The organism is Actinomadura sp. NPDC048955, assembly GCF_040649435.1.
GTDB lineage: Bacteria > Actinomycetota > Actinomycetes > Streptosporangiales > Streptosporangiaceae > Spirillospora > Spirillospora luteofluorescens.
Genome location: NZ_JBEZJI010000031.1, coordinates 35528 through 58782, shown reverse-complemented (window position 1 = coordinate 58782; position 23255 = coordinate 35528). Strand labels below are relative to the sequence as shown.

At 71.0% G+C, this 23255-nt stretch carries 18 protein-coding genes and 1 riboswitch; of the genes, 5 read left to right on the top strand and 13 right to left on the bottom strand.

The window, feature by feature from the left end; all coding sequences use genetic code 11:
• Positions 1–61: 61 nt before the first annotated feature.
• On the top strand, positions 62–1897 hold the full coding sequence (locus AB0C84_RS26795; protein ID WP_361071550.1) for an acyl-CoA dehydrogenase: 1836 nt from the start codon (positions 62–64) through the stop codon (positions 1895–1897).
• 152 nt (positions 1898–2049) lie between these two features.
• On the opposite strand, the gene AB0C84_RS26790 is transcribed toward AB0C84_RS26795, so the two are convergent.
• From AB0C84_RS26790 to AB0C84_RS26775, 4 genes are read right to left on the bottom strand one after another with little or no spacing between them, the layout of a single operon-like run.
• Positions 2050–3120: an ABC transporter permease gene (locus AB0C84_RS26790; RefSeq protein WP_361071547.1), complete on the bottom strand. Its 1071-nt coding sequence runs from the start codon at positions 3118–3120 to the stop codon at positions 2050–2052.
• 13 nt (positions 3121–3133) lie between these two features.
• A complete protein-coding gene (locus AB0C84_RS26785) occupies positions 3134–4696 on the bottom strand; it encodes a sugar ABC transporter ATP-binding protein (protein ID WP_361071544.1) in 1563 nt (520 codons plus the stop codon).
• Positions 4693–5886, bottom strand: a complete 1194-nt coding sequence (locus tag AB0C84_RS26780) for a substrate-binding domain-containing protein (protein WP_361071541.1) — start codon at positions 5884–5886, stop codon at positions 4693–4695. Before AB0C84_RS26780 ends, AB0C84_RS26785 begins: the two co-directional genes overlap by 4 nt.
• Before the next feature lie 31 nt (positions 5887–5917).
• The gene (locus AB0C84_RS26775; protein WP_361071538.1) at positions 5918–7330 is read right to left on the bottom strand and encodes an amidase; all 1413 of its coding nucleotides are present in this window, start codon (positions 7328–7330) and stop codon (positions 5918–5920) included.
• 288 nt (positions 7331–7618) lie between these two features.
• Here AB0C84_RS26775 and AB0C84_RS26770 point away from each other — a divergent pair, with 288 nt between their 5' ends.
• The 3 genes from AB0C84_RS26770 (at position 7619) to AB0C84_RS26760 (ending at position 11079) form a co-directional block, all read left to right on the top strand.
• A complete protein-coding gene (locus tag AB0C84_RS26770) occupies positions 7619–8428 on the top strand; it encodes an IclR family transcriptional regulator (protein ID WP_361071535.1) in 810 nt (269 codons plus the stop codon).
• A 370-nt stretch (positions 8429–8798) separates the two neighbouring features.
• Positions 8799–9284: a hypothetical protein gene (locus AB0C84_RS26765; protein WP_361071532.1), complete on the top strand. Its 486-nt coding sequence runs from the start codon at positions 8799–8801 to the stop codon at positions 9282–9284.
• Between the two features lie 191 nt (positions 9285–9475).
• A riboswitch (cobalamin riboswitch) is annotated at positions 9476–9582 on the bottom strand.
• Positions 9583–9762: 180 nt separating this feature from the next.
• Positions 9763–11079 (top strand): MFS transporter, encoded by a 1317-nt coding sequence (locus tag AB0C84_RS26760; RefSeq protein WP_361071529.1) that lies wholly within the window; start codon positions 9763–9765, stop codon positions 11077–11079.
• Positions 11080–11233: 154 nt separating this feature from the next.
• Here the strand turns inward: AB0C84_RS26760 and AB0C84_RS26755 are convergent, their stop codons facing one another.
• The 9 genes from AB0C84_RS26755 to AB0C84_RS26715 form a co-directional block, all read right to left on the bottom strand.
• Positions 11234–12529, bottom strand: coding sequence for a cytochrome P450 (locus tag AB0C84_RS26755; protein ID WP_361071526.1), 1296 nt, complete (start codon positions 12527–12529; stop codon positions 11234–11236).
• A gap of 106 nt (positions 12530–12635) precedes the next feature.
• A complete protein-coding gene (locus AB0C84_RS26750) occupies positions 12636–13685 on the bottom strand; it encodes a ketoacyl-ACP synthase III family protein (protein WP_361071523.1) in 1050 nt (349 codons plus the stop codon).
• A 68-nt stretch (positions 13686–13753) separates the two neighbouring features.
• Entirely contained in the window at positions 13754–14773 is a 1020-nt protein-coding gene (locus AB0C84_RS26745) for a methyltransferase (protein WP_361071520.1), read from the bottom strand.
• 57 nt (positions 14774–14830) lie between these two features.
• The gene (locus tag AB0C84_RS26740; RefSeq protein WP_361071517.1) at positions 14831–15913 is read right to left on the bottom strand and encodes a methyltransferase; all 1083 of its coding nucleotides are present in this window, start codon (positions 15911–15913) and stop codon (positions 14831–14833) included.
• Between the two features lie 40 nt (positions 15914–15953).
• Positions 15954–16226, bottom strand: a complete 273-nt coding sequence (locus tag AB0C84_RS26735; RefSeq protein ID WP_361071514.1) for an acyl carrier protein — start codon at positions 16224–16226, stop codon at positions 15954–15956.
• 36 nt (positions 16227–16262) lie between these two features.
• Entirely contained in the window at positions 16263–17423 is a 1161-nt protein-coding gene (locus AB0C84_RS26730; RefSeq protein ID WP_361071511.1) for a beta-ketoacyl synthase N-terminal-like domain-containing protein, read from the bottom strand.
• The gene (locus AB0C84_RS26725) at positions 17420–18697 is read right to left on the bottom strand and encodes a beta-ketoacyl-[acyl-carrier-protein] synthase family protein (protein WP_361071508.1); all 1278 of its coding nucleotides are present in this window, start codon (positions 18695–18697) and stop codon (positions 17420–17422) included. Before AB0C84_RS26725 ends, AB0C84_RS26730 begins: the two co-directional genes overlap by 4 nt.
• A 470-nt stretch (positions 18698–19167) precedes the next feature.
• Positions 19168–20880 carry a hypothetical protein gene (locus tag AB0C84_RS26720; RefSeq protein WP_361071505.1) on the bottom strand — a complete coding sequence of 571 codons (1713 nt, stop codon included), beginning with the start codon at positions 20878–20880 and terminating at the stop codon, positions 19168–19170.
• A gap of 126 nt (positions 20881–21006) precedes the next feature.
• Positions 21007–22773 carry a hypothetical protein gene (locus tag AB0C84_RS26715; RefSeq protein ID WP_361071502.1) on the bottom strand — a complete coding sequence of 589 codons (1767 nt, stop codon included), beginning with the start codon at positions 22771–22773 and terminating at the stop codon, positions 21007–21009.
• Positions 22774–23039: 266 nt separating this feature from the next.
• On the opposite strand from AB0C84_RS26715, the gene AB0C84_RS26710 reads away from it, so the two are divergent.
• Complete coding sequence (locus AB0C84_RS26710; RefSeq protein WP_179842415.1) at positions 23040–23246, top strand: hypothetical protein; 207 nt, start codon at positions 23040–23042, stop codon at positions 23244–23246.
• Positions 23247–23255 lie beyond the last annotated feature (9 nt).

Here is a 23255-nt window from a genome sequence, read left to right as displayed (position 1 = left end):
CCGCCCAGGGCCGGCGGGCCGTGCCCGTCGCTCACCAGTGAGATCCAAGGAGCTCCGCACGATGGGGCATTTCAGAAGCAACGTCCGTGACATCGAGTTCAACCTGTTCGAGGTGCTGGGCGCCGACGAGGCCACCGGCCCGGACGGTCCCTTCGCGGACATGGACCGCGACACCGTCCGCGAGGTGCTGCACGAGGTCGGCAAGCTCGCCGTGGGTCCGATCGCGGACTCGTTCGGCGACGCGGACCGCCATCCCCCGGTCTTCGACCCGGCGACCGGCTCGGTGACGCTGCCGGCCTCCTTCAAGAAGAGCTACGCCGCGCTCCGGGACGCCGAGTGGTGGCGGCTGGAGGCGCCGGTGGAGCTCGGCGGCACCGCGGCACCGCGAACGCTGGTGTGGGCGGTCGCCGAGCTGGTCCTCGGCGCCAACCCGGCCGTGCACCTGTACGGCACCGGCGTACCGTTCGCCGGCGTCGTGCACCGGCTCGGCACCGAATCCCAGCGCGCGATCGCCCGACACATCATCGACCGGGGCTGGGGAGCCACCATGGTGCTCACCGAGCCGGAGGCGGGCTCGGACGTCGGCGCCGGCCGTGCGAGGGCGCTGCGGCAGCCGGACGGCACCTGGCACATCGAGGGCGTCAAGCGGTTCATCACCTCCGCCGAACACGACCTGAGCGAGAACATCGTCCATCTCGTGCTCGCGCGGCCGGAGGGGGCGGCGCCCGGCACCAAGGGCCTGTCGCTGTTCATCGTGCCGAAGTTCCTGTTCGATCTGGAGACCGGCGAGCTCGGCCGCCGCAACGGCGTGCGCGCCGCCAACCTCGAACGCAAGATGGGACTCAAGGCCTCCACCACCTGCGAACTGAGCTTCGGCGCGGGCGAGCCCGCGATCGGCTACCTCCTCGGCGACGTCCACGACGGCATCGCCCAGATGTTCGACGTCATCGAGCACACCAGGATGCTGGTCGGCGTCAAGGCCATGGCGACGCTGTCGACGGCGCATCTGAACGCCGTGGACTTCGCCAGGACGAGGATCCAGTCGCCCGATCTCGCGCGCAGGGGCGACAGAACCGCCCCGCCCGTCACGATCATCCACCACCCCGACCTGCGCGCCGGCCTGATGCTCACCAAGGCGTACGCGGAAGGGCTTCGCGCCCTGGTCCTCTACACCGCCAGGTGGCAGGACGAGATCATCGTCGGCGGGCACCGGGGCGTCGACACCGCACCGGCCCGGGCGGTCAACGACCTGCTGCTGCCCGTCGTCAAGGGCGTGGCCTCCGAGCGCGCCTGCGAACGGCTCGCGCACGCCCTGCAGACCTTCGGCGGCTCCGGCTACCTGCAGGACTATCCCCTGGAGCAGTACCTGCGGGACGCCAAGATCGACACCCTGTACGAGGGGACCACCGCGATCCAGGGGCAGGACCTGTTCTTCCGGAAGATCGTCCGGAACGACCGTGCCGCCCTCGCCGCGCTGACGGCGGAGATCACCGGGTTCCTGGACTCCCTCGCCGCCGACGGCAGGCTGGAAGGCGAGTGCGCCGCCGTGCGCGGCGCCCTGGCCGACGTCAACGGCATGGTGGACGCGATGCTCGAACAGCAACGGGCCGCTCGGCGCGACCCGCGCGAGATCTACAAGGTCGGCCAGAACACGACCCGCCTGCTGATGTCCGCCGGGGACCTCCTGGTCGGGTACCTGCTCCTGCGGCAGGCCTCGTCCGCCCTGGCCAGGCTGGACGGAGGGGGGCTCTCCGACACCGACCGGTCGTTCTACGCGGGCAAGCCGGCCGTCGCCCGGTTCTTCGCCAGGACCGTGCTGCCCGAGCTCGCCACCCGCCGCTCGATCGTCGAATCCACCGACAACTCCCTGATGGACGTCCCCGAGACGTCCTTCTGAGCGGGACTCCCCTGGGCGCCCCCTTCGTGCATGGGGCGCCCAGGGTTCGCGCGCGCCCGGACGACGACAAGGCAACGCCCCCGGCAGATTGGTGCCCGGTCGGATCCGACCGGACGACCGCCCTGCCGGGGGCGTTCGCTAACCGGGTCCTGTCACCCGCGGGCGGCTCTTCCGCGCGGCCGGCCGATGCTCGCCATGCCCACCGCCACCAGAAGAGCGGCACCGTTGAAGACCTGGCTGACCCAGGAAGGGGCACCGACCAGGGTGAGGCCGCTCACGCTGACCGCCACGAAGAGCACCCCGATGACGGTCCCGAGGACGGAGGGACGCCCCATCTCGATCACGATGGTGCTGAGGAAGACCGCCGTGAGCGCCGGGAAGAGCAGGCTCATGCCGCTGTCGGAGGTCGCCGCGCCCTGGCGCGCTAGAAGGAGCACCCCCGCCGCCGCGGCGACGAGGCCGGACAGCACGAACGACAGGAACTGGACACGCGTGACGTTGACGCCGACAAGCCGAGCCGCGTTGGCATTGGAGCCGACCGCGAAGAGATGGCGGCCGAGCGGCGTCTGGCCGATGACGAACCACACGACGGCTCCCATGCCCGCCGCCGCCAGCACGATCCTGGGAACGCCGAGCCACGTCAGCGACCCGAGGTCGGTCAGCCCCGCGGAGATGCCCTCGGTGATCTGCATGCCGTCGGTATAGGCGAAGATCGCGCCGCCCAGCAGCGTCGCCATGCCCAGGGTCGCGATGAAGGGGTTCATCGCGAAGCGCGCCACCAGGACCCCCAGCACCACACCGATCAGGACGCCGGCCGCCAGCGCGAGCGCGACGGCCACCGGCATCGGCAGGCCGAACCGGGACATCCCGGCGGCCGCGACGACGCACGCGGTCGCGCTGACGGCCCCGACCGAGAAGTCCAGGTAGCCCGCGGCCATAGGGAACAGCAGCGCCAGCGCGACGGCCAGGCCCACCGCCTGGTTGGCCAGCAGCGCCTGGACGTTCGCCGAGCTGCGGAACGCCGCTCCGGACTCCGGCAGCACCGCGAACACGACGACCATGAGGACGAGCATCAGCAGCAGGCCGTAGCGTTCGACCACGGCGACGGCGGAACGGGACCTCCGGACGCCGGGCGCCGCCCTCCTCCCCGTGCCGCTTCCGGGGGGCGTCGCAGCCGGTTCCGGGGCCACCCCCGTGTCGACCGAGCCATTGACATCGACCATCTTCAAGTCCCTTTCACGTGGTCTGGGTCGCGGCGGCGATGGCGGCCTCGGTCAACCAGTCACCGCTCAGCTCGCCGGCGTCGACGCCCTCGCGCAGGATGACGACCCGATCGCAGAGCCCTTCGAGCTCCTCGAAGTCCGACGACACCACCAGTGCCGCTCCGCCGCCCGCGACCTGCTCGCGGACGAGCGCGTGGATCTCCGCGCGCGCCACCGCGTCGACTCCCTGTGTGGGCTCGTCGAGCAGCAGCAGCCGCGGATTGAGCCGGAACCACCGCGCGAGCACGGCCTTCTGCTGGTTGCCGCCCGACAGGGCACCGAAGGCGACGTCGGGACCGGCGGCCCGGACCGCGAAGGGCCCCAACAGGGCCGCGGCGTCCCGCCGCTCGGCACGACGCGCCATCCGCCAGCCCGTCCAGTAGTCGCCGACGACGGTGGCGGACACGTTCTCCCACACCGGGCGGTCCGCGAACGCCGCGTCCCGCGCCCGGTCCTCGGGCACCAGGGCGACGCCCGCACCGATCGCGGCGGCGGCGGTCCGGTGCCGGCCCGGCGCGCCGCAGATCTCGATCCGGCCGGCGTCCACCGGCAGGACCCCGAAGAGCGCCCGGAGGAGACTGGACCGGCCCGATCCGAGCAGGCCGGCCACTCCCACGATCTCTCCCTGCCCGACGTCGAGGTCCACTCCTCGGAGCGGCCCTCCGGCGAGGCCGCGCACGCGCAGGACCGGCGTCCCGGCCGACCGGCCCCGCGGCGGATCCTTCCGCCCGCGGGCACCCCGCGCGGCGCGCCCGCGGGCCGCCTCGCCCGCCATCAGCGCGACCACCCGGGCCTCGTCCAGTTCCCCGGGCGGGGCGGTCGCCACCACCGCGCCGTCGCGCAGCACGCTGATCCGGTCGGCGATGCTGAGCACCTCGCGCAGCCGATGACTGACATAGATGATCGTCTGGCCTCGGGCCCGGCAGCGCCGCAGCGCTTCCAGCAGAAGCGAGACCTCATGGTGGGGCAGGCTCGCCGTGGGCTCGTCCAGCACCAGCGTCACGCGCTCGCCCTCGTCGACGTCGCGCAGTGCCCTGGCGATGGCGACGAGGGTCCGGTCGCTGGGACGCAGGTCGCGGACGAGGGTCCGCGGATCGAGGTCGACCTGGGCTCTGCGCAGCCGTTCCTCCGTCCGGCCGTGCAACCGCCGCCACGAGATCGCAGGTCCCGCCCACCGCGGATACCCCTCGTCCAACGCGAAGTTCTCACTGATCGTCAGGTCGGGGATGAGCCCGAGATCCTGGTGGACGAACCGCAGACCGGACGACCGCGCCACCGCCGCCGTGTACGACCCGGTGGCGTACCGCTCGCCGTGGATCGCGATCGTCCCGCCGTCGTCGGCGCCGTACACGCCGGCCAGGATCTTCAACGTGGTCGACTTCCCCGACCCGTTGCCGCCGAGGAGGGCGTGGACCGCCCCTTCTTCCACCCGCAGGTTCAGGGCGTCGAGCACCCGGACGTCGTCGAAGGACTTGGAGACGCCGGTCAGCTCGACCGCGGCGGGACCGGCTCGTTCACGAGACGCGGCGGACATCATGGCGCCTCTGCTCCGCCCTGGCGGTTCCACGCCTTCTTGTAGAGGGCGCTGTAGTCGACGGGACCGGTGTACTCGGTCCCGGGCGCGGGCATGTTGCGGGTCCTGTCGATGATCTGCAGGCCCACACCCGCGGTCGCCGGTGGGCTTCCCTGGAAAGCCCGGTCGAGCGCGTCGACGGTCGCGTAGGCCCGGTAGCCCGCGGAGGCGCCGTAGCAGATCTCCTGCCCCTTGCCGCTGCGGATGTAGTTCATGTTGTCGATCTGGCACTCGCCGCCGACCACGAGGAGGCCGGGCCGGTTCGCCGCGACGAGGGCCTGCTGGACGCCCGCCACGAAGAAGTGATCGATGTCCACGGTGACCACGTCCACCTGAGGATGCTTCAGCAGAGCGGTCTCGAACTTCTGGCGAATGCCGGGAACGTCGGCCGGCGATATCTTCACCGAATCGACGATCCGGCAGCCTCCGCAGGCGGCGATCCGGTCGGTGAAGCCCTTGGCCTGGTACTCGCCCATGGCCACGTCCTCGAACGACACGTGCAGGATCTTCGCCTCGCCCTTCGTCTTGGCGATGACGGTGTCGGCGCGCAGGCGCCCCATGCGGGTATAGAAGTCGGCGAGCGTGGGCGTGGCCGCCGAGAACCGCGCCGGAGCGTCGAACAGTGCCTTGCTGCGGCCCTGCGACGGGTCGTCGCAGTCGAAGCCGCTGAACGACGCGATCTTGACGCCGGCGCGTCTCGCCTCGACGAGCGCCTGCCGCACCGGGGCGCAGTCGACCGCCAGCAGGACGATGCCGTCGGCCCGGGCCGCGGTCGCCTGGCGGACGCAGCCGCCCCACCCGCCGTTCTCATTGTTGCGTCCGTCGCAGACCTGGGTCTTCCAGCCGAGCGAGGCGGCGGCGGCCGACACCTCCTGGCCCTGGTAGACCAGCGCGTGCACCTGCTGCCAGGCGGAGATCACCCAGATGTTCTTGCCCGAGGCCGGTCTGGGCCCGTCCGCCCCGGGCTCGGTGTAGTCGGCGGTGCCGTACGCGCGAGTGACGGCGTCGGTCGACTCCTTGAGGACCTGGGCGGAGGTGACCGTGCCCGCCGACCCCTCCGAGCGGGCGGACCCGCAGGCCGCGAGCGTGAGGGACAGCGGAAGAGCGAGCAGCACGGCCAGGAATGGCGCGCGTCTGCGGGTGGGGTGATACATGCCGTGCGTTCCTAACGTGGTCGGGGTGGGTTCAGCAGAAGTCGGCAGGGACGGTGAGGGGCCAGTTCGTCCGGGCCTCCAGCGCCGCGGCCAGCCGCAGCAGGGTCGCCTCGTCGAAGGGCGCGCCGATCAACTGCACTCCGACGGGCAGCCCGGTCGGCGCGACATGGACCGGCAGGCTGATCGCGGGCTGGCCCGTGATGTTGGCCAGGAGCGTGAAGGAGACCATGAGCAGCGCGCTGGGCTGCGCGACCGCCACGTCACGGTTCGCGTCGGCCCGCACGACGCCGAGTTCGGGCGGCTGGCAGGCCATGGTGGGGGTGAGGAGCACATCGAAGTCGCGCCGCCATTGGGCGACGATCCGGCGCGTCTCGGTTTGCAGCAGGGCCGCGGTCCGGACGTACTCTCCGGCGCTGACCTGCTTCATCCGTTCCCAGCGGTACCGGTTGTACGGCTCGGCCCGGTCGGGGTCGTCGAAGGGGTTCACATAGAGAGAGCCTGGGATGACCCGGTCGACGTAGCCTTGCGCGGCCTCGGGGCTTAGCAGCTCCGGTGAGACCGGACGCACGTCGTGGCCCATCTCGTCGAGAAGCGACGCCGCGGCCGTCGCGGCCTCGACGCATTCCGCATCGACGGGAAGGCCGGTGGGGGCGTCGACCATCAGGCCGATGCGCAGCCGGCCGGGATCCCTCCCCGGCTCGTCGGCGAAGGGCCGCGCCGGCGGCGGCGCCTGGAACCAGCCGTGCGGGTCCGGGAGGGACATGACGTCGAGCATCGCGGCGGAGTCCTGCACGTAGCGGGTGATCACGCCTTCCGTGCTGCAGTACTCCCACCAGGACTGGACGAGTTGCGGGACGCGGGCACGGCTGGGCTTGAGCCCCACGAGGCCGCACGCCGACGCGGGCATCCGGAGCGAGCCGCCGCCGTCGTTGCCGTGCGCCAGCGGGGCCAGTCCCGCCGCCACCGCCGCGGCGGCGCCCCCACTCGAACCTCCCGGCGAGCGACGAAGGTTCCACGGGTTCGCCGTCGGGCCGTAGCGGGCGTTCTCGGTGTCGGGCAGGGTGCCCATCTCCGCGGAGTTGGTTCTGCCCATGAGGAGGCAGCCCGCTTCCAGGAACCGGTCGACGACCAGCTCGTTCCCATGGCGGGGCGTGTCAGGGAACCCCAGCGACCCCATGGTGTTGGGCTGCCCGGACACGGAGGTGAGGTCCTTGATCGGCAGGGGCACACCGTGGAAAGGGCCGAGGTCCTCGCCCGACATGACGGCCCGGGCGGCCGTCTCGGCGGCGTCCATGACCCGCTCCGCGTCGTACCAGATGAACGCGTTGAGCTCGTGGTCGTAGTGCTCGATGCGCCCGAGATAGAACTCGGCGACCTCCACGGGGCTCACCTTGCGCGACCGGACCGCTTCAGCGATCGAGACCGCGGAGCTGAAGGGTTCCATGGTCCTTCCTTTCACTCGTGTCCGCTCGTGCAGAGGGAGGCGCCTCTGTAGAGCCAGGCGACGTGCCGGTAGTCGTCAGGGGCGGGTGGCGAACAGCCCGATACGGAGCGAACCCGACGGGCCACCGGCGGCTGTGTGCAGGCGGCCATGCGGTGACGAATCGGCGGCGTCCGAGGGGACGAGACTCCACTCGGAGGGCGCCCCACCCATGCCGGAGCTCGGATGTGAACCAACTGGCATAGCCGCACCATACGAGCGGAGTTCCAGATACCGGTACGGTATTCTGCTATGGAGAACAAGCCGCCCTACCCGCTCCGGTCGGTGGACAACGCCCTGCACCTGCTGCAAGTCCTGCGCGACCAGGGTGGGCTGCGCGTCAGCGAAGCCGCGGCAGAGCTGGGAACCGCCCGCTCCACGGCGCACCGGCTGTTGGCCATGCTCGTGTACCGCGGTTTCGCCGTGCAGGACGACAACCACACCTACCTGCCGGGGCCCGCCCTGTCTGCTCCCAGCCTGCTCGGCGGGCCGCGCATGCAGCGGCTGCGCCGTGCTCTGCTTCCGCATATGGAGGCCCTGTGCGACCGTGTGAACGAGTCGGTCAACCTCATGGTCCGAGTCGGCACACAGACGCGTTTTCTCGCCACCGTCGAATCCCACCAGGCTCTGCACGTGGGTGATCGGCAGGGCACGATCCTGCCCGCGCACCTGTCGTCCGGCGGCCGCGCCCTGCTGGCCGAACTCGACGATGCGCAACTCGCCTCGCTGTACCTGATCGAGGACGCGTCGAGTACCGCCGAACCTCCAGACACGTCCGCCGAGGCCGGCGACGGAAAGATCTCGACAGCCGATTTCCAGCGGCTTCTGGAGGGGCTGCGCGGCGTGCGCAAGAGCGGCTACGCGTTGAATCTCGAAGCCACCGAGGCCGGGATATGCGCCATCGGGAAATGCGCGGTCGACCGCTCCGGCCAGGTCGTCGGAGCCCTCACCATAGCGGCGCCCACGCCACGTTTTCCCCGGAGCCGGATATCTCCGCTGGCGGCAGAACTCCGCCTCACGATCGAACGCGCCCGCCAGGACATAGACCCACACATCATGTAAGGCCACCACCATCCGGCCTACAGCGGCCGCCCATTCGACGGTCATCGGACGGGGACGAGCGACGTGACGGGGACGAGCGACGTCGTCGTGCAGGATCGGCGGCCGCACATGAGCCATTGAGCGGGGCAGTACGCGCGGGCCTTCCATGGTGGGGCGGGGCCGGTGGTCGGGGCCGCGCCGCGAACGGCCCCCAAGGCCCGCCGTCGTCTGTGCTGTCCGGCGAGGTGTGCCTACGAGCGGCGCCTCCGTCCACGCTCCGGTGCTCAGGGGTGAACTGGCCGGGGCTTGGTGAGTGGGGACTGTCCTTGGTGAGCCCTCTCCGAGATGCTCCCGCGTCGACTGCGCGGCCAAAGCAAAGCAAGGACAGATCATGAAAAACAAGACTCCTCGCCTGTCCGTTGTGTCCGCCGACACGATCGCTTACTTCGCGATCGTCACCTTCATGACCGAGACCGGGCCGAAAACCTTCGCGGAGACGGTGCACCTCGACCCGAAGATGGCGGACATGAATCGGTGCCGCGCGGTGTTCTCAGCCATCCCGGGGTTCCCCGGGAGGCAGGCGGTCACGTTCTGCTCTGTGGAACCCAACCGGCTCAGCGAGGTGGACGAAGAGTACGAAGCCTTCGTGTTCTCCAGCTACGTTGCCAAGGGTGGCGGAGTCAAGTACTCCAGCAACCGGGTCACCAACTCGGATTCGGCTCCTGAAGAGAACATCCAGAGCCAGATTGCCACCTGGACCGATCACCATTCCGACGGGATAACCCGAGAGCTGCTCTACTCAGAGTTTGTCTCAAGTGCTCCCTATGGCATGGTGGCCGTTCTCGGATTCTCGATCGCCTTCAGCAAGATCGATTAGGTCGGCGACGCTGGACGGTCGACGAACCGCCGGATGCTGGGTCCTGAACAAGACACTCCTTGGTCGTGAGGCCATGGGGCTGCGCGCCGTACTGGGCGCGTTCGACTCGGGGCCCGGCAGATGCCGGGCCCCGACTTGTGTCCAGGCGACGCGTAGCAGCGCCCTTGACCTTGTTCTGGGCACCGCTCCTACCGGGGGTAGGCGCGTCCTACTGGCCGTCGCTTCCCAGGCCCCCGGGCCCAGTGCTCGTTGACGGCAGTCGTTCCCGCTCACCGCTGCGGGACAGTCCCGGCCCGAGGTCGCCGCGTATTCGGCGCGCGGGCGGTCGGGTGCTTGGGCGAGGGCGGAGTCGCCCAGCACATCCAGTGTCGCGATTCTCACCCTGCCTCGCCGGCCCTTGCTTTGCCGTGCACCGGCCGGACGGTCCCCCCGTGGCGCCAAAGCGCCACGGCAAGACACACAAACGAAAGGAACGAGAATGTCCGACATCTCGGGTGCAGGTGGAGCAGGCTCCGCCGGGGAAGGCCCGCCGAGCAGCGATCCTGAAGCGGCTCGGCAGGACCTCAAGCTGTTCCGCTCATTACGGAACCACCGCAACTACCGGCTGCTCATGCCAGCTCAGGGCATCTCCAGCATCGGCGCTTGGATGCAGATGACCGCCCAGGACTGGCTGGTGCTGGAACTGACGCACGGCAGCGGCGCCGCGGTCGGCATCACGGCCGGCCTGCAGGTACTGCCGGCGCTGCTGTTCAGCCTGTACGGCAGCGTGCTGGCCGACCGGTACCCCAGGCGCCGCATCCTCATGGTCAGCCAGGCGGTGATGGGCACGCTCGCACTGGTGCTCGGCCTGCTCACCGTCACCGGCTCCGTGACCGTGTGGAATGTGTACGCTCTGGCGTTCGGCCTCGGCCTGACCGTCACGCTGGACACCCCGGCCCGGATGGCGTTCACCTTCGAGGTGGTGGGGCCCCGTGACGTGTCCAACGCCATCGGCCTGAACAACGCGCTGTTCAACACGACGATGATCCTCGGCCCGACCGTCGCCGGCGTACTGATCGCCGCCGTCGGAACCGGTCCGGTCTTCCTCATCAACGCCGCGTCGTTCGGCGCCATGGAACTCGGGCTCTACCTCATGCGTGAGGACGAGCTGCATGTCAAAGAACCGGTGCCGCGGGCCAAGGGCCAGCTGCGCGCAGGCCTGCGCTACGTCCGGAAGCGCCGCGACCTGGTCATGCTGATGACGGTCATGCTGCTGGTCTCCGCGTTCGGCATGAACTTCGCGGTGACCGACGCCCTGATGAGCCGAGAGGTCTTCCACACCGGAGCCTCGTCCTTCGGCGTCATCACGGCGATGATGGCCGTCGGCGGGCTGGCCGGCTCCCTGCTCTCCGCCCGCCGGAGGCAGCCGAGCTTGCGGGACATGATGGCCGCGGCGGCAGCCTTCGGGGTGCTCGTGACCGCGAGCGGACTCATGCCGGTCTACTGGGCGTTCGCGGCCATGCAGCTGCCGACCGGCATGGCGATGATGACGTTCACCACGGCGGCCTACTCGATCACACAGCTGAGCGCTCCAGAGGAGATGCGCGGCCGGGTGACGGGCCTCTACCTGCTGGTGATCACCGGGAGCTCCCTGATCGGGTACCCCCTGATCGGCTGGCTGGCCGAGACCTTCGGGCCACGCTCGACCCTGATCATCGGCGGCCTCGCGTCCCTGGCCTCAGTGGTGGGCACCGTCACCCTCATGGCGCCGGTGGCCACAGGACTGCTCGCCCGCGGAACGGCACCGCGAGCCTGACCGACACCGTCGGCACTCTGCCGACTCAACACACACTCGACAAGTGATCCACAACCAAAGGCCCGGCGTCAGCCGGGCCTTTCTCATATATGAGCAGGCCGTCCCCCGTTTGGCTCGTGGACGTTGAAACGCTTCATGGGTGACGGGCGCTCGCTCAGCGGTGAGGGTTCGGGTGGGCTTCGAGCTGGACGGGCAGTGTGCTGGGGCTGTTGGTGAACAGGGAGCGGGCGTTCCGGAGTTCGCTGTCCGGGACGGCGAGCCGCATCTCGGGGTGGCGGCCGAACAGTTCGCACAGTGCGATACGGGCTTCGAGGCGGGCGAGGGGCGCGCCCAGGCAGTAATGGCTTCCGGCGCCGAAGGCGACTTGCTGGGTGTTGGCGCGGGAGATGTCGAACCTGCCGGCGGTGGGGCCGTGGACGCCGGGGTCGCGGCCGATGCCGGCGTACAGGCTGACCAGGAGCTGCCCTGGCGGGATGCTGGTGCCGCCGATGGCGATCGTGTCGGTGGTGTAGCCGGCCACCAGGTAGTTGATCACGCCGTCCCACCGCAGGGTCTCCTCCACGACGGCGCTCCAGCCGGCGGGCGGGAGCGTCCTGGCGCGGGCGAGCTGGTCGGGGTGGGTGAGCAGCGCGCGGACCGCGTTGGTGATCAGGTTGAGGGTGGTCTCGTGCCCGGCGACCACCAGGGACCACAGTGTGTCGAGCAGTTCCCGGTGCGACAGGGTGTCGCCGTCGCCGTCGCGCACGGTGATCAGGCTGCTGGTGAGGTCGGTGCCGGGTCGGGTGCGGCGGAGGTCGACCAGTTCGTCCAGCAACTCCAGACGGCCCCGTTCGAGGGCGGCGGCGTCCTCGGCCGTCTTGCCGTCGGTGTCGAGCAGCATGTCGACCAGGGCCCGGAACCGGGGCCGCATCGGTTCGGGGATGCCGAGCAGGTGGCAGATCACGCCCATGGGGATCGCGTAGGCGTAGTGGGCGCGCAGGTCGACGGCGCCGTCCGGGCCGCGGTGGCCGGGCAGGGCGTCCAGGGCGTTCCGCACGACGCGCGTGATGTCGCCGCCCATCCGCTCCACGCGCCTGGCGGTGAACACCGAGCTGATCATCCGCCGCTGACGCTGGTGCTCGGGGTCATCGAGGAAGAACATGCTGGTCAAGCCGATGAACATGCCGGCCAGCGGCCAGTCGGAGGGGACGAGGCCGTCGCGGTGGGCGGCCCAGTGCCGGTGCGCGACCCGGGACACGGCGGGATGCCGTCCGAGCTGGGCGAGCAGGTCCGGCCGGGTGACCATCCAGGCGTGCACGGTGTCGGGCAGGCCGGGCAGCACGGTCCGCACCACCGGCCCGGCGGCGCGCAGCCGGGCCATCTCGGCGTGCGGGTCGGCGCCGAGGGGGTCGATGGTGACGATCGGAACCGACGGGTGCCGGTCGCTGTGGGGAACGTCGAGTTGTGTCACGGGCTTCCTCCGGTGCTGTGGACCGGACGGCGCCCGCCGCGGGGCCGGGGCCGGGCCGGTGATCGGTTGGACGGGGCGGGCCGGTGAAGCAGGGCCGTGGCTGGCTTCACGGTGGTCCCGCCGGGGTGCCGGCCCAGGCCGGGCGCTCCAGGATGTCGATCACGGCGGCCGACCACGTGAAGCCGGCGCCGACGCTGACGAGCAGGCAGCGGTCCCCGGCGCCGAGCGCGCCGGTCAGCATCAGGTGCTCCAGCCCGGCGATGGGGTCTCCGGCGCCGAGGTGCCCGATGTGCCGGCTCCACGGCCAGGTGGTGATCTCCGGCCGGAGGCCGAACCGTCGCAGGTAGCTGCCGTTGAGCCGGTGGAGGCCGAGATGGGGAAGGACGACGCGGTCGATGTCGGTGAGCCGCGCCCCCGCCCGCGCCAGCGCCTCGGTCAGCACCGCCTCCTGCCCCGCGCTCACGCGCGCCGCCACGTGCCGCATCCCGGCGCTGGCGAGGAAGTCGCGCTGGCACGCGTCGAGGTCGACGATGGAGCGCGCGCTCAACGGAGCGGGCCCGAAGGAGTCGTCGCCGCGGTGCATGCCCTCCAGTTCCGGGTCGCTGACCGTCACGAGGCTCCGCAGCAGGGCGAACCCTCGCCGGCGGGACAGCGCGAGCGCGGTCCCGCCGTCGGCGTAGACGGTTCCCGGATCGCTCCGCCACCGGTCGAAGGCCGGCGGGCCGAACTTGTCGCCCGTCGTCACGAGCGCGGCCTCGCGGCCGGGTGCGGCGACCAGGAAGGCGCGAGCCAGTTCGACCGCGGCCATGCCTCCGTTGGACGCCTGGCGTATCTCCACCGCCGGGCAGTCGTTACCCACGGCGACGCGCTGGACGTAGGAGGCCGGGGCCCACACGTCATGGCCCTGGTAGAAGAAGTTCGCGTGCAGGATCAGGGCGATGTCCGCACCGTCGTAGCGCGCTCGGCGCAGTGCGATCCGGGCGGCCCTGCCGGCCATCTCCGGCGCCGCCTCGGCGCCGGCCACGGCGACCGACACCATTCCCGTGCGCCGGGCGAGCCTCTCGTCACACTGGCCGTCGGCGACGGCCTGCGCGACCGGCAGCAGCGGCGGCAGCCAGGTCGCGCAGGCCGTGATGTAGATGTCCGGCTCGCTCACCGAGCACCCTCTCCACGTCCGTAGGGGCGTACCGGAGGCGCGGCCCAGGCGGGCCCGTGAGGCCCCGCCTAGGCCGCGACGGCCTCGATGATCGAGTACTCCCCGAGCGTCCGTACCGGGAGGACGGTGCCGATCCGCAGGCCCGCGGCGTTGAGGATCTTCTCGAACTCCTGCCGGGTGCGTTCCTTACCGGTGAGGGTGCTCAGCATGACCAGGTCGAGCGCCCAGCCGAAGTGGGGGGTGCCGGGGTCCGGCAGGACGGGGTCGATGATCAGTACGCGGGCGCCGGTCTTCATCGCCGACCGGCAGTTCCGCAGGATGGCGGTGGCCTGCTCGTCGCCCCAGTTGTGGATGATGTGCTTGAGGATGTAGACGTCCCCGCCGACGGGGACGGTGTCGAAGAAGCTTCCCTCCTCCAGGCGCCAGCGCTCGGCCGTCTGCGGCGTGTCGAGGACGTGCTCGCGCAGCGCGCTCCGGTCGTCCTGGAGAACGCCCTTCAGCCGCCGGTTCCGTTCGAGGATCGCGCGCAGCAGCGAGCCCCGTCCCCCGCCGACGTCGACCACGGTGCCGGTGGCGGGGAAGTCGTAGGCGTCGATCACCTTCTCGATCCCCGTCTCGGAGAGCCCGACCATCGACGCGTGGAAGGTCGAGGCGGCCTCGGGGTCGGTGCCCAGCCATTCGAAGAACGGCTTCCCGTACAGCTGCTCGAACGCGCTGGACCCCTCCCGGACCGCGTCGCCGAGATGCCCGGCCGATCTCCACATGTAGTCCTCGGAGAACATGATCACGGCGCTGCGCAGGGACGGGCTCGCGTCGGAGCGCAGGAGAACGGCCGCCGGCGTCAGGTGGTACAGGCCCTGGGCGTCCTCCCGGAAGATGCCCTGGGAGGCGAGCATGCGCAGGACCCGGCGCAGCGACGCGGCGTCCATGCCGGTCATGTCGGCCAGTTCGGCGGCCGTGCGCGGCCGGTCCAGGTGGTCGGCGACGCCGGCCCTGGCCGCGACGGCGAGCGCCGCGGTCCGGTAGATCCCGACGGTCTGGTCGAGGATGACCGTCGCGGCGGCGATGTCGTCCTGGGCTGGTTCCATTCCGATCCTCCGTACTCGTCTTCTCGGATCTGCCCTGACTCGTGAGCCGGCCGCGCCCTACGGGACGGACGTGTCGATGGCGTGCCGCCCCTCCGGCGGACCGCCGGCCGGGGCCTGCCTGCGCGCCAGGACCAGGCCGTTGCAGGAAGGGGCGTCGAGCGGCCGTACTTCCGGCGCCTCGAATCCCGCCTCCCGCAGCCAGGCGCCGTACTCGGCGGCGGTGTAGTTGCGGCCCCGGGTGGTCACGAGCATGTTGAGGCTCATCAGCGCCGCGTCGGCGGGCCCGGACTTGTCGTCGTCGACGAGGAGCTCGCTGATGATCGCCTGCCCGCCGGGCACCAGCGCCCGGTGGCATGCGCGCAGGAGCCGGCGGCATTCGTCGGGCGTCCAGTCGTGCAGGATCATCGAGAGCAGGACGGTGTCGTAGCCCGACGGCAGCTCCTGGACGCGGAAGTCCCCGCCGATCGCGGTGATCCTGTCGCTCAGCCCTTCGGCCTCGATCCTGGCCCTGGCGAGCTCGCACACGGGCGGCAGGTCGTAGATGGTGATCGTCAGCTGCGGGTTCGCGGCGGCGAGCTCGATGGCCCAGGCCCCGGTCCCGCCGCCGACGTCGAGCAGCGTCCGGGCGCCCGACAGGTCGATCCGCCGGGCGGCCGAGGCCGCCGACTGCCGCGACAGGGAGTGCATCGCGTCCTGGAACCGCGACGTGAGCTCCGGGTCGACGATGTCGAAGGGGGTCTCCTCGTGCCTGCCGGACTGCCAGCCCATGGGCCGGTCGGCGCGTATCGCCTCGGTCAGGTTGGCCCATCCGGGGTAGTTGCGCTGGTCGAGATGCGCGATCCAGCCGCCGAAGTAGTACCTCCCGCCCTTGACCAGGTAGGTCTCGGCGAGCGGGCTGTTGCCGTATCGGCCCCCGTCGACGTCGAGCAGCCCGACCGCGGCCAGGGCGGTCGCCAGCGTTTCCGCGGGCCGTTCCCGCACGTCGAGCCGCCGTGCCAGGTCACTGATCGATTGTGCGCCCGTCTCGTGCAGGAGATCGAAGAGCCCGAGCTCCTGCGCGCTGGCGATGGCCTTGAACGCCCAGAACCCGGTGCAGATCTCCATCAGGTTCTTGATGGAGCCGGGCGGTGTGGTCTCCACGGTCACTGGTCCCCTCTGGTTCGCGACGTCCCGGCCGGCGTCACCGGGCGGGCGCCGCGATGTGCTGGTTGATCATGTCGGTGGCCCGGGTGATGCTGAGGTGGAGCAGTTCACCGAGCAGGGGGTCGGGGAGCTTGACCTTGTAGCGGAGCTCGATCTGCGACATCAGGTCGGCCATCGCGATCGAGTCGTATCCGAAGTCGGCGAGGCTGCGGTCGCCGGTCGTCGCGCTGTCGGCGGACGGCGCGGGCGCGCCGTCCAACGGCAGCATGGCGATGAGGTCCTTCTCGTTCAGCCGGGCATCTGGGTCCATGTCGGTGCCCTTTCTAGGCGGACGTTGGAGTGCGGGTCAGTTCAGGGCGCCGACCACGAGGGCCGAGTTGTGGCCGCCGTGCCCTCGGGCCAGGACCAGTGCGTTGCCCAGCCGGGTCTCGCGCGGGCGGTCGTAGACCATGTCGACGCCCGGCGGCCGCCGCACGCCCTCCGGCCGGGCGGTCGGGGGGATGACCTGGTGGTGCAGCGACAGGAGCGCGGCCGCGACGTCGAGGGCGGCTCCGCCCGCCCCCATCTCTCCGGTAAGGGTCTTGGGCGAGGTCACGGGCACCGCGCGGCCGTCGAAGACCTCGGCGACGGCCGCCGTCTCGACGTCGTCCAGGCCGGGGCCCGAGCCGCCGGCGAAGACCACGTCGATGTCGGCGGGATCGACTCGGGCGTCGATGAGGGCGGCGCGGACCGCGCGTTCCAGCCCCGAGTCGCCCGGCCGTGGCGCCACCGGGTCGAAGGAGGTTCCGTAGCCCTTGATCTGACCGTAGGGGGCGGACGGCCGCGGGTGCGCCGTGTCCGTTTCGAGGACGAGGGCGGCGCCCCCCTCCCCGACCACGCTGCTCGCGTCCGGGCATCGCGCGTCCGCGGCGGCGAGGTACCCGGACGCGACCTCCCGCCCGATCGGGTCGAGGAAGGAGTCGAAGCCGCCGGTCATGGCGACGCGGCCGCCCCTGCGGAGGTGGCGGCACGCCTGCGCGACGGCGTCCAGCCCGCCCGCCTGCCCGCTCACCAGCGTCCAGGCCGGGCCGTGGGCGTCGTGCCGGATCGACGCCTGGCTCGAGTTGGCGGCGTAGAACCAGGCGTAGGACAGGTAGGGCTTGACGTGCCCGGGCCCCAGCGTCCAGAGCTTCCGCAGTTCCTGCCCGACGTAGTCGGTGCCGCCGAAGGCGTTGGCGAACACGGTGCTCCGGCCTTCGGCCGGGACATCGGACAGTTCGAGCTCGGCGTCAGCCAGGGCCCAGTCCGTCCCGGCCAGTGTCATCTGGGTGACCCGGGCGGTCTGGGGCAGCAGATGGGCGGGGATGTGGGCCGCCGGTTCGAAGGAGCTGGCCAGGGTGACCTGCCGTGCGCCGGCGAGCCGGCTGGTGTCGCAGGCCAGAGCCGCCTTCCAGAAGTCGGCGTGGCCGAGACCCGTCGGGCTCAGCACACCGAGCCCCGTGACGATGATCCTCTCCTGGCGCGTCATCGGCGGCCTCCGGGAGCGCCCATCAGGATGGCCGTCTGGAGGCCTCCGAACCCGCTCCCGGTGCACAGTGCGACGTCGGTGCGGTGCTCGCGCCCGATCAGGGGCACGTAGTCCAGGTCGCATTTCGGGTCGGGGTCGTACAGGTTGGCGGTGGGCGGGATGAGGTGGTCGCGGATCGCCATGGCGCAGGCGATCAGCTCGATCGCGCCCGCCGCGCCGAGCGAGTGGCCGACCATCGACTTGATCGAGCTGATCGGGACGGTGAAGGCCCGCGGTCCCAGCGCCTGCTTGAGCGCCGCCGTCTCATGCTCGTCGTTGTGCCCGGTCGCGGTGCCGTGGGCGTTGACGTAGTCGACCTCGCTCGCGGCCACCCTGGCGATGCGCAGCGCTTCCTGGATCGCCTCGGCCAGGTCGGACCCTCGCGCCTCAAGGCCCGTCATGTGGTGGGCGTTGGCGCGGTGGCCGCAGCCGAGCATCTTGGCCAGGACCTCCGCACCCCGATCGCGGGCGCTGGCGGCCTCCTCCAGGACCAGGACGCCCGCGGCCTCGGCCACCACCATGCCGTCGCGGTTGCGGTCGAACGGGCGGCACGCCTCCGCCGGGTCGCCGTCGTGGGCGGAGGTGGCCCGGATGGCGTCCATCGAGGAGACCGCGACCGGCGTCAGGGGCGCCTCGGTGCCTCCGGCGATCACGACGTCGGCCAGCCCGTCCTCGATCAGCTGGACGCCGTGGGAGACCGCGTCCAGCCCGGAGGTGCAGCCGTTGCTCACCACGCGCACCGGTCCGCGCGCCCCCACCAGCTGGGCGACCACCTGTGCGATCACGCTCGGCTCCGCCTCGGACAGCGGCCGCCCCCTGCCGCCGGGGCCCCCGAGGGCCATGGCGAACCGGTTGGTGGTGTCGCACGCGGTCCAGTGGTCGAAGGAGCTGACCCGGCCCAGCGCGCTGCCCATCGAGACTCCGATCCGGTCCCGGGGGATCCGGTCCGGGTCGAGCCCGCTTTGGGCGATCGCCTGCCGCGCCGCGACGTGGGCGAACTGGCCCGAGCGGTCCAGCCGCCGGGCTTCGTCCGGCCCGATGCCGTGCTCCTGCGGATCGAAGTCGCATTCTCCGGCGACTTTGGAACGAAACTCGGTCGCATCGAAGGATGTGATCTTCCGAATGGCCGAGTCGCCATGGAGGATTAAATCCCAGAACGGTTTGATCCCGACTCCCGCCGGCGTCACGGCTCCCAGTCCCGTGACGACCACACGGCGGGGATGATCCCCGGTCATCGAAGCCTTCCGAAATGTAGATGACGACGCACGATCTCCTCCACTAGCCGGATGAGTCGGCAATGCCGTTGCCGTTGTCGCGTTTGCGACGATGAGAACACTAGCACTGCAAAAAGTTGCTTTGCCGCTACAAAAGCTTGTTAGATTTCGCAGGACATCGTGTCGTGTGGCAATTTGCAGCGAATATGGCGCACAAGTCATGGCGCGCGGTCGACAAAGGGCGCCTGGGCCGGGAAGTTGTGAGAATAAAGAAGAACGCCCGACTTCAGGCGCACTACTGTTCCGGATCATTGACGAATTGACGGAAATGCCAAAGTCCGCTCAGTCGACAACTCTCTGTCCGGCCACGTAATACCGGAACTCAGGCACGGGCATTACCGATCCGGCGGTCTTGCCGGCGATGGTAGTCAGGGCATCCCGGATGCGATCACCGCCCCGGAGGCGCACCTGTGAACGGCCGTGTCACCGTGTCATCGTTCGTCACGCATCTCGGTGAGCTGCCGGCTGAGCGTCTGCACCTGCAAGGCCAGTTCACGCAGGAACCGCCGGTGGTGCCTGTCCCGCTTCTTGCTGCCCTTCTTGCCGTGCCACCTGTGGGGTGTGGTGGCAGAGAAAAGCGCCGGAGGGGCCTGCACGGGCTGTTCGTGTCGGCCGCATGCGCAGCCGAGCCGGCAGATGCAGGGGGCAGGGCCGACGCTCTGCCTGTCAGCCGCTGCGCAGGCAGTTCGTGCATGGGGACACACCGCGACGCTCGCGGTCGCGGTGCCGTGGCCGGTGCGGTCGGGCTCGCCGGGAAGGTCGGCGGTGACGGTGGCGGTACAGGACAGCGCGCCCGGAGCCGTGGCCGTGGTGCGCAACTGGAGCTCGGCTGTGTTGCCCGCAGCCAGGGCCTCGATCGCCCACCGGCCGGTGGGCCGGTCATAGGACCGCGCTCCTTCGGCCGACACGAGCTCAAGGTCCGCCGGGAGATGGACGGAGACGACGACGCTGGTGGCCTCGACGGGCCCGGGGTTGCTCACCGCGAGGTGGAAGGTGATGTCCTCGCCTACGGCGGCGTACGGCGGGTCGGCGACGATCGTCGCGGTGAGTTCGGCCGCCTCCGCTTCGGTTGCGGGATCGACGGACACGTGGGTCGTGTTGGAGGTGGAGGTCAGTTGCTCACCGGCGTCGCCGCGGGCGCCCGCGTAGGTGGCGGTGGACTGATGAGCGAGCGTCCGACCGGCGCCTTCTCGCTCCACCTGGACCGCGAACTGGGCGGTGACACCGTCGGGCAGCTCGACGGTCGAGGCCAGGGTGCCGCCCTGGGCCGCGGTGGCGCCCTGCCCCAGCGGCAGGGTGAGCCGGCCGGTGGTCGAGTCGTACCAGCCGTTGCCGCTGTTCTGTCCGGGCCCCTCATCGAGTCTCAGGGATCCGGGCACGTAGCTGGTCCCTGCGGGGATGGTGCTGCACAGGATGAGGTTCTCGGCGGGGATGCCGCCGTGGTTCTTCAGGTTGACGGTGTAGGTGATGGTGTCGCCGACGGCGGCTCCGGACTCCGGTTCGGCGGCGGTGGTCACCACCACGCTGGGCGCGGTGCCGAACACGACGTCGTCCAGGAAGTTGCCGACGGTGGGGTCGCCGGTGGCGGTCGCGGCGGCCTCGAAGGCGAACCGGGTCACCGTCTGCCCCGCCGGGACCTTGTAGGAGTCGGCGTGCGGCACCCATTCGGCGGTGCCGTCGGTGAAGGTCCAGGTCTTGTTCGGCTTCCTGCCGGGCCGGCCGATCTTCACCGACATCGTGTCGTCGCCCTCGCGGCCGCGGTGCCGCAGGCTCCAGTACAGCGTGGTTCCGGGCGTGGTCTCCAGATCCTGGTACAGCGCGGCGGACTCGTTGGCGTTGAGCTCGGCGAACTGCTCTCCGTGCGCCGCGGGCACGCCCCTGCGGCTGTGCCAGATCTCGATCACGTGGTCGGAGGCCGTCGTCAGCCAGCCGGGCACCGAGCCCGCTCCGGGCTCGGAGGCGTCGTGCAGCATCTGGTTTCCACCGGCGATCTTCGGCTCCTCGAAACTGCCGTTGACCAGGGCGACCCGTGAGGGCACGTCCAGCGGCGTGGGGAACTGGGGGGCCGGCTGCTGATCGGCGGGATCGGCGCCGGTCGCGATCTGGGGGGCGACCGCGGGGGTGTCGGCGATGCGAGGGGACATGTGATCCTTCCACCGAGCGGGAGCGATGAGAAAGGTTCTCACTCAGAGTAATCGATCCTTGGCTTTGAGCAACCAGGGGGTTCGGGGCGGGCAACGGTCGGGCGGTCCGCGAACGGACGCGGGTCCTTACCGTCCGACCAGCCCTTTTGCGCCTTGCGAGTCGCATTCCTCGACGCGAGCCCGCGTGAGCGAGAGGGAAAGGGAATAGGCACGGCCGGTAAGGACGACATGGCCGCGCAGTCGGCAGGTCACCGCCAGGATCGCCGCGTCGATGACGGCGGCGGGGGCGTAGAGGTCCGTTCCGTGCCACAACGGCGGGTGGCCCGTACCGGTCGCGACCAGGCGCTCCAGAGCGGCGGCGCCCCTCGCCAGAAGGTCCTGGGGGACGCGGTGCGGCGCTGCCAGCAGCGTCTGCAGGGCGTAGGCGGTCTCCTCGGCGGTGCCCCTCCAGACTCCCCAGGACCCGTCGGGCCGCTGGGTGCCGCGAACCCACCAGACCGCACGGGCGACCGCGGAGGAGGCGCCGCGGCGACCGAAGCGGCTCAAGGCCGCTGCGGCATGGGACGTGGCGTAGTAGGGGGAGGCGTGGCGCGGATCCTCCCAGCGGCCGCTCAGCTGCTGGCGTCCGCACAGCCAGCGTGTGAGCGCGGAGATGGCGGGCGAGTGGCGCCTGAGGTGGGCGGGCCGGGCCGCGGCGTGCACCCCGAACGCCTCGAGCATGTGGGCGTTGGCGACGGGCGACCAGACCGGGTCCCCGAGCGGGCGCTGGAAGCGCGTCGCGGTCTCGAAGGGCCGCAGCATCTCCGCGGGGCACCGTCCGCCCAGCTCGCCGAGCTCGGCGAGGGTGTACAGCGCGGTGCTCACGGTCCCGTAGTCTCCGGTCGTCCCGCCGACCTGCCGTCGCAACTGCTCCCGCAGGCGTGGCGGCACGGCGGTGCCCAGCCCCGCACGGACCAGCGTGCCCGCCAGTTCCGCCTGCTCGCCGGCGATCGCCGGACCCAGGCCGGGCACGGGACCGCCGTGCCGGCGCGCCAAGCGGTCGAGCGCGTCCACGCACACCTCGTCGCGATCTCCGGCCGGCCGGCGTGCGAGCCACGCCGCGGTCGCGGCGGGCGAGGCGCCGATCGTCCAACCGTCGGGGCTCCCGGCGGCCGCCTCGCGCGCCGGGTCGGTGGAGCCTTCCCAGAGACGGCCCGCCGGGAGCGGCGGTCCCCCTGGCGGGACGGACGAGGGCGCGGTCCCCCGGGCCGCGCGGCCCGCTAGAGGGGCCCGCAGCGCGGCATGGCGCCCCAGCGGCCGCGGCACGCTTCCCCGCGAGGCGGGGGCCTCGCATCGGAGCAGCGTCCGGTTGATCTCGTCGACCAGGTACGGCACGAGCAGGTCGGCTCCGAGCGTGCGCGGCCACGGGCTGCAGGCTCGGTCGAGCAGGCGCCGCGACGCCGCGAGCCCGCGGTCGGCAGCGGCCGTCAGAAGGTCGGCGGCCTCGGTCCGGTGCTCGGCTCTGATCGGCGAACGGTCCCGAGCGCAGGCCAGATGCAGTAGTGCCTCCGTCGCGCTGAGGGTGGGAACCAGCGCGTAGAGGTCGGGCCCGCCCCAGGTGCCGTCCCGGCGCTGCAGAGCCACGAGGTAGTCGACGCGCGCGTGATGCCCCCACACCCACGGCGCCAGCCGCACCAGCCGGGCGGTCTCGTAGACCGAGAGCGACATCCCTGCCCCCGGCCCCGGGGCGGCTCGTCCCAGCAGCCGCTCGGCCGCCGCTCGGTCCGCCGCGGTCACCGCATGGGCCCCGGGTACGGCGGCGGCCACCCCGCGACCGCCCCTGCCCCGCGTCCACCAGTTGTGCAAGGACCCCGCGACGGCGCCGGCCCGGAACGCCCTATCCAAACCGCCCATGAGCGCCTTTCTGGTCGGCCAACAGTGTGTGGCCCTCAATATTTTCAGCAAACAAGTATTAATCGTGCTATTTGGGGCGAAGTGAGCTCGTCCGAGCGCGGCCCCGTTCGAAGTACGCGGTGAAGGCTCCGCCGGAGTGTTGACAGTCGGCGGGCTACCCGATGCATACTCGCATTCGACAAGGCTCCCCCGGAAAAAGATCCACGTCAATCGGCGATCTCCGCGGATTCGGAGCCGAGGCCCTACCATGTGAGAAAGGTGGCGTCGTGGCAAGAAGATCCGTCTTCGACGACATGATAAGGCGCTCCGAAAAGGCCGGAAACCGTCACGCCAAGGCCGTGCGGAAGAGTCTCGGCGTCAAGAAAAAGAAGAAGAGCGCGAAGAAGCGCGCCAAGCGGAACGAGCAGGATATCCGCGAGCTCGCCGGTCAGATCAGCGTGCTCAGTCAGCAGATCGCCGACATGAAGAAGTAGCCGGAGCCG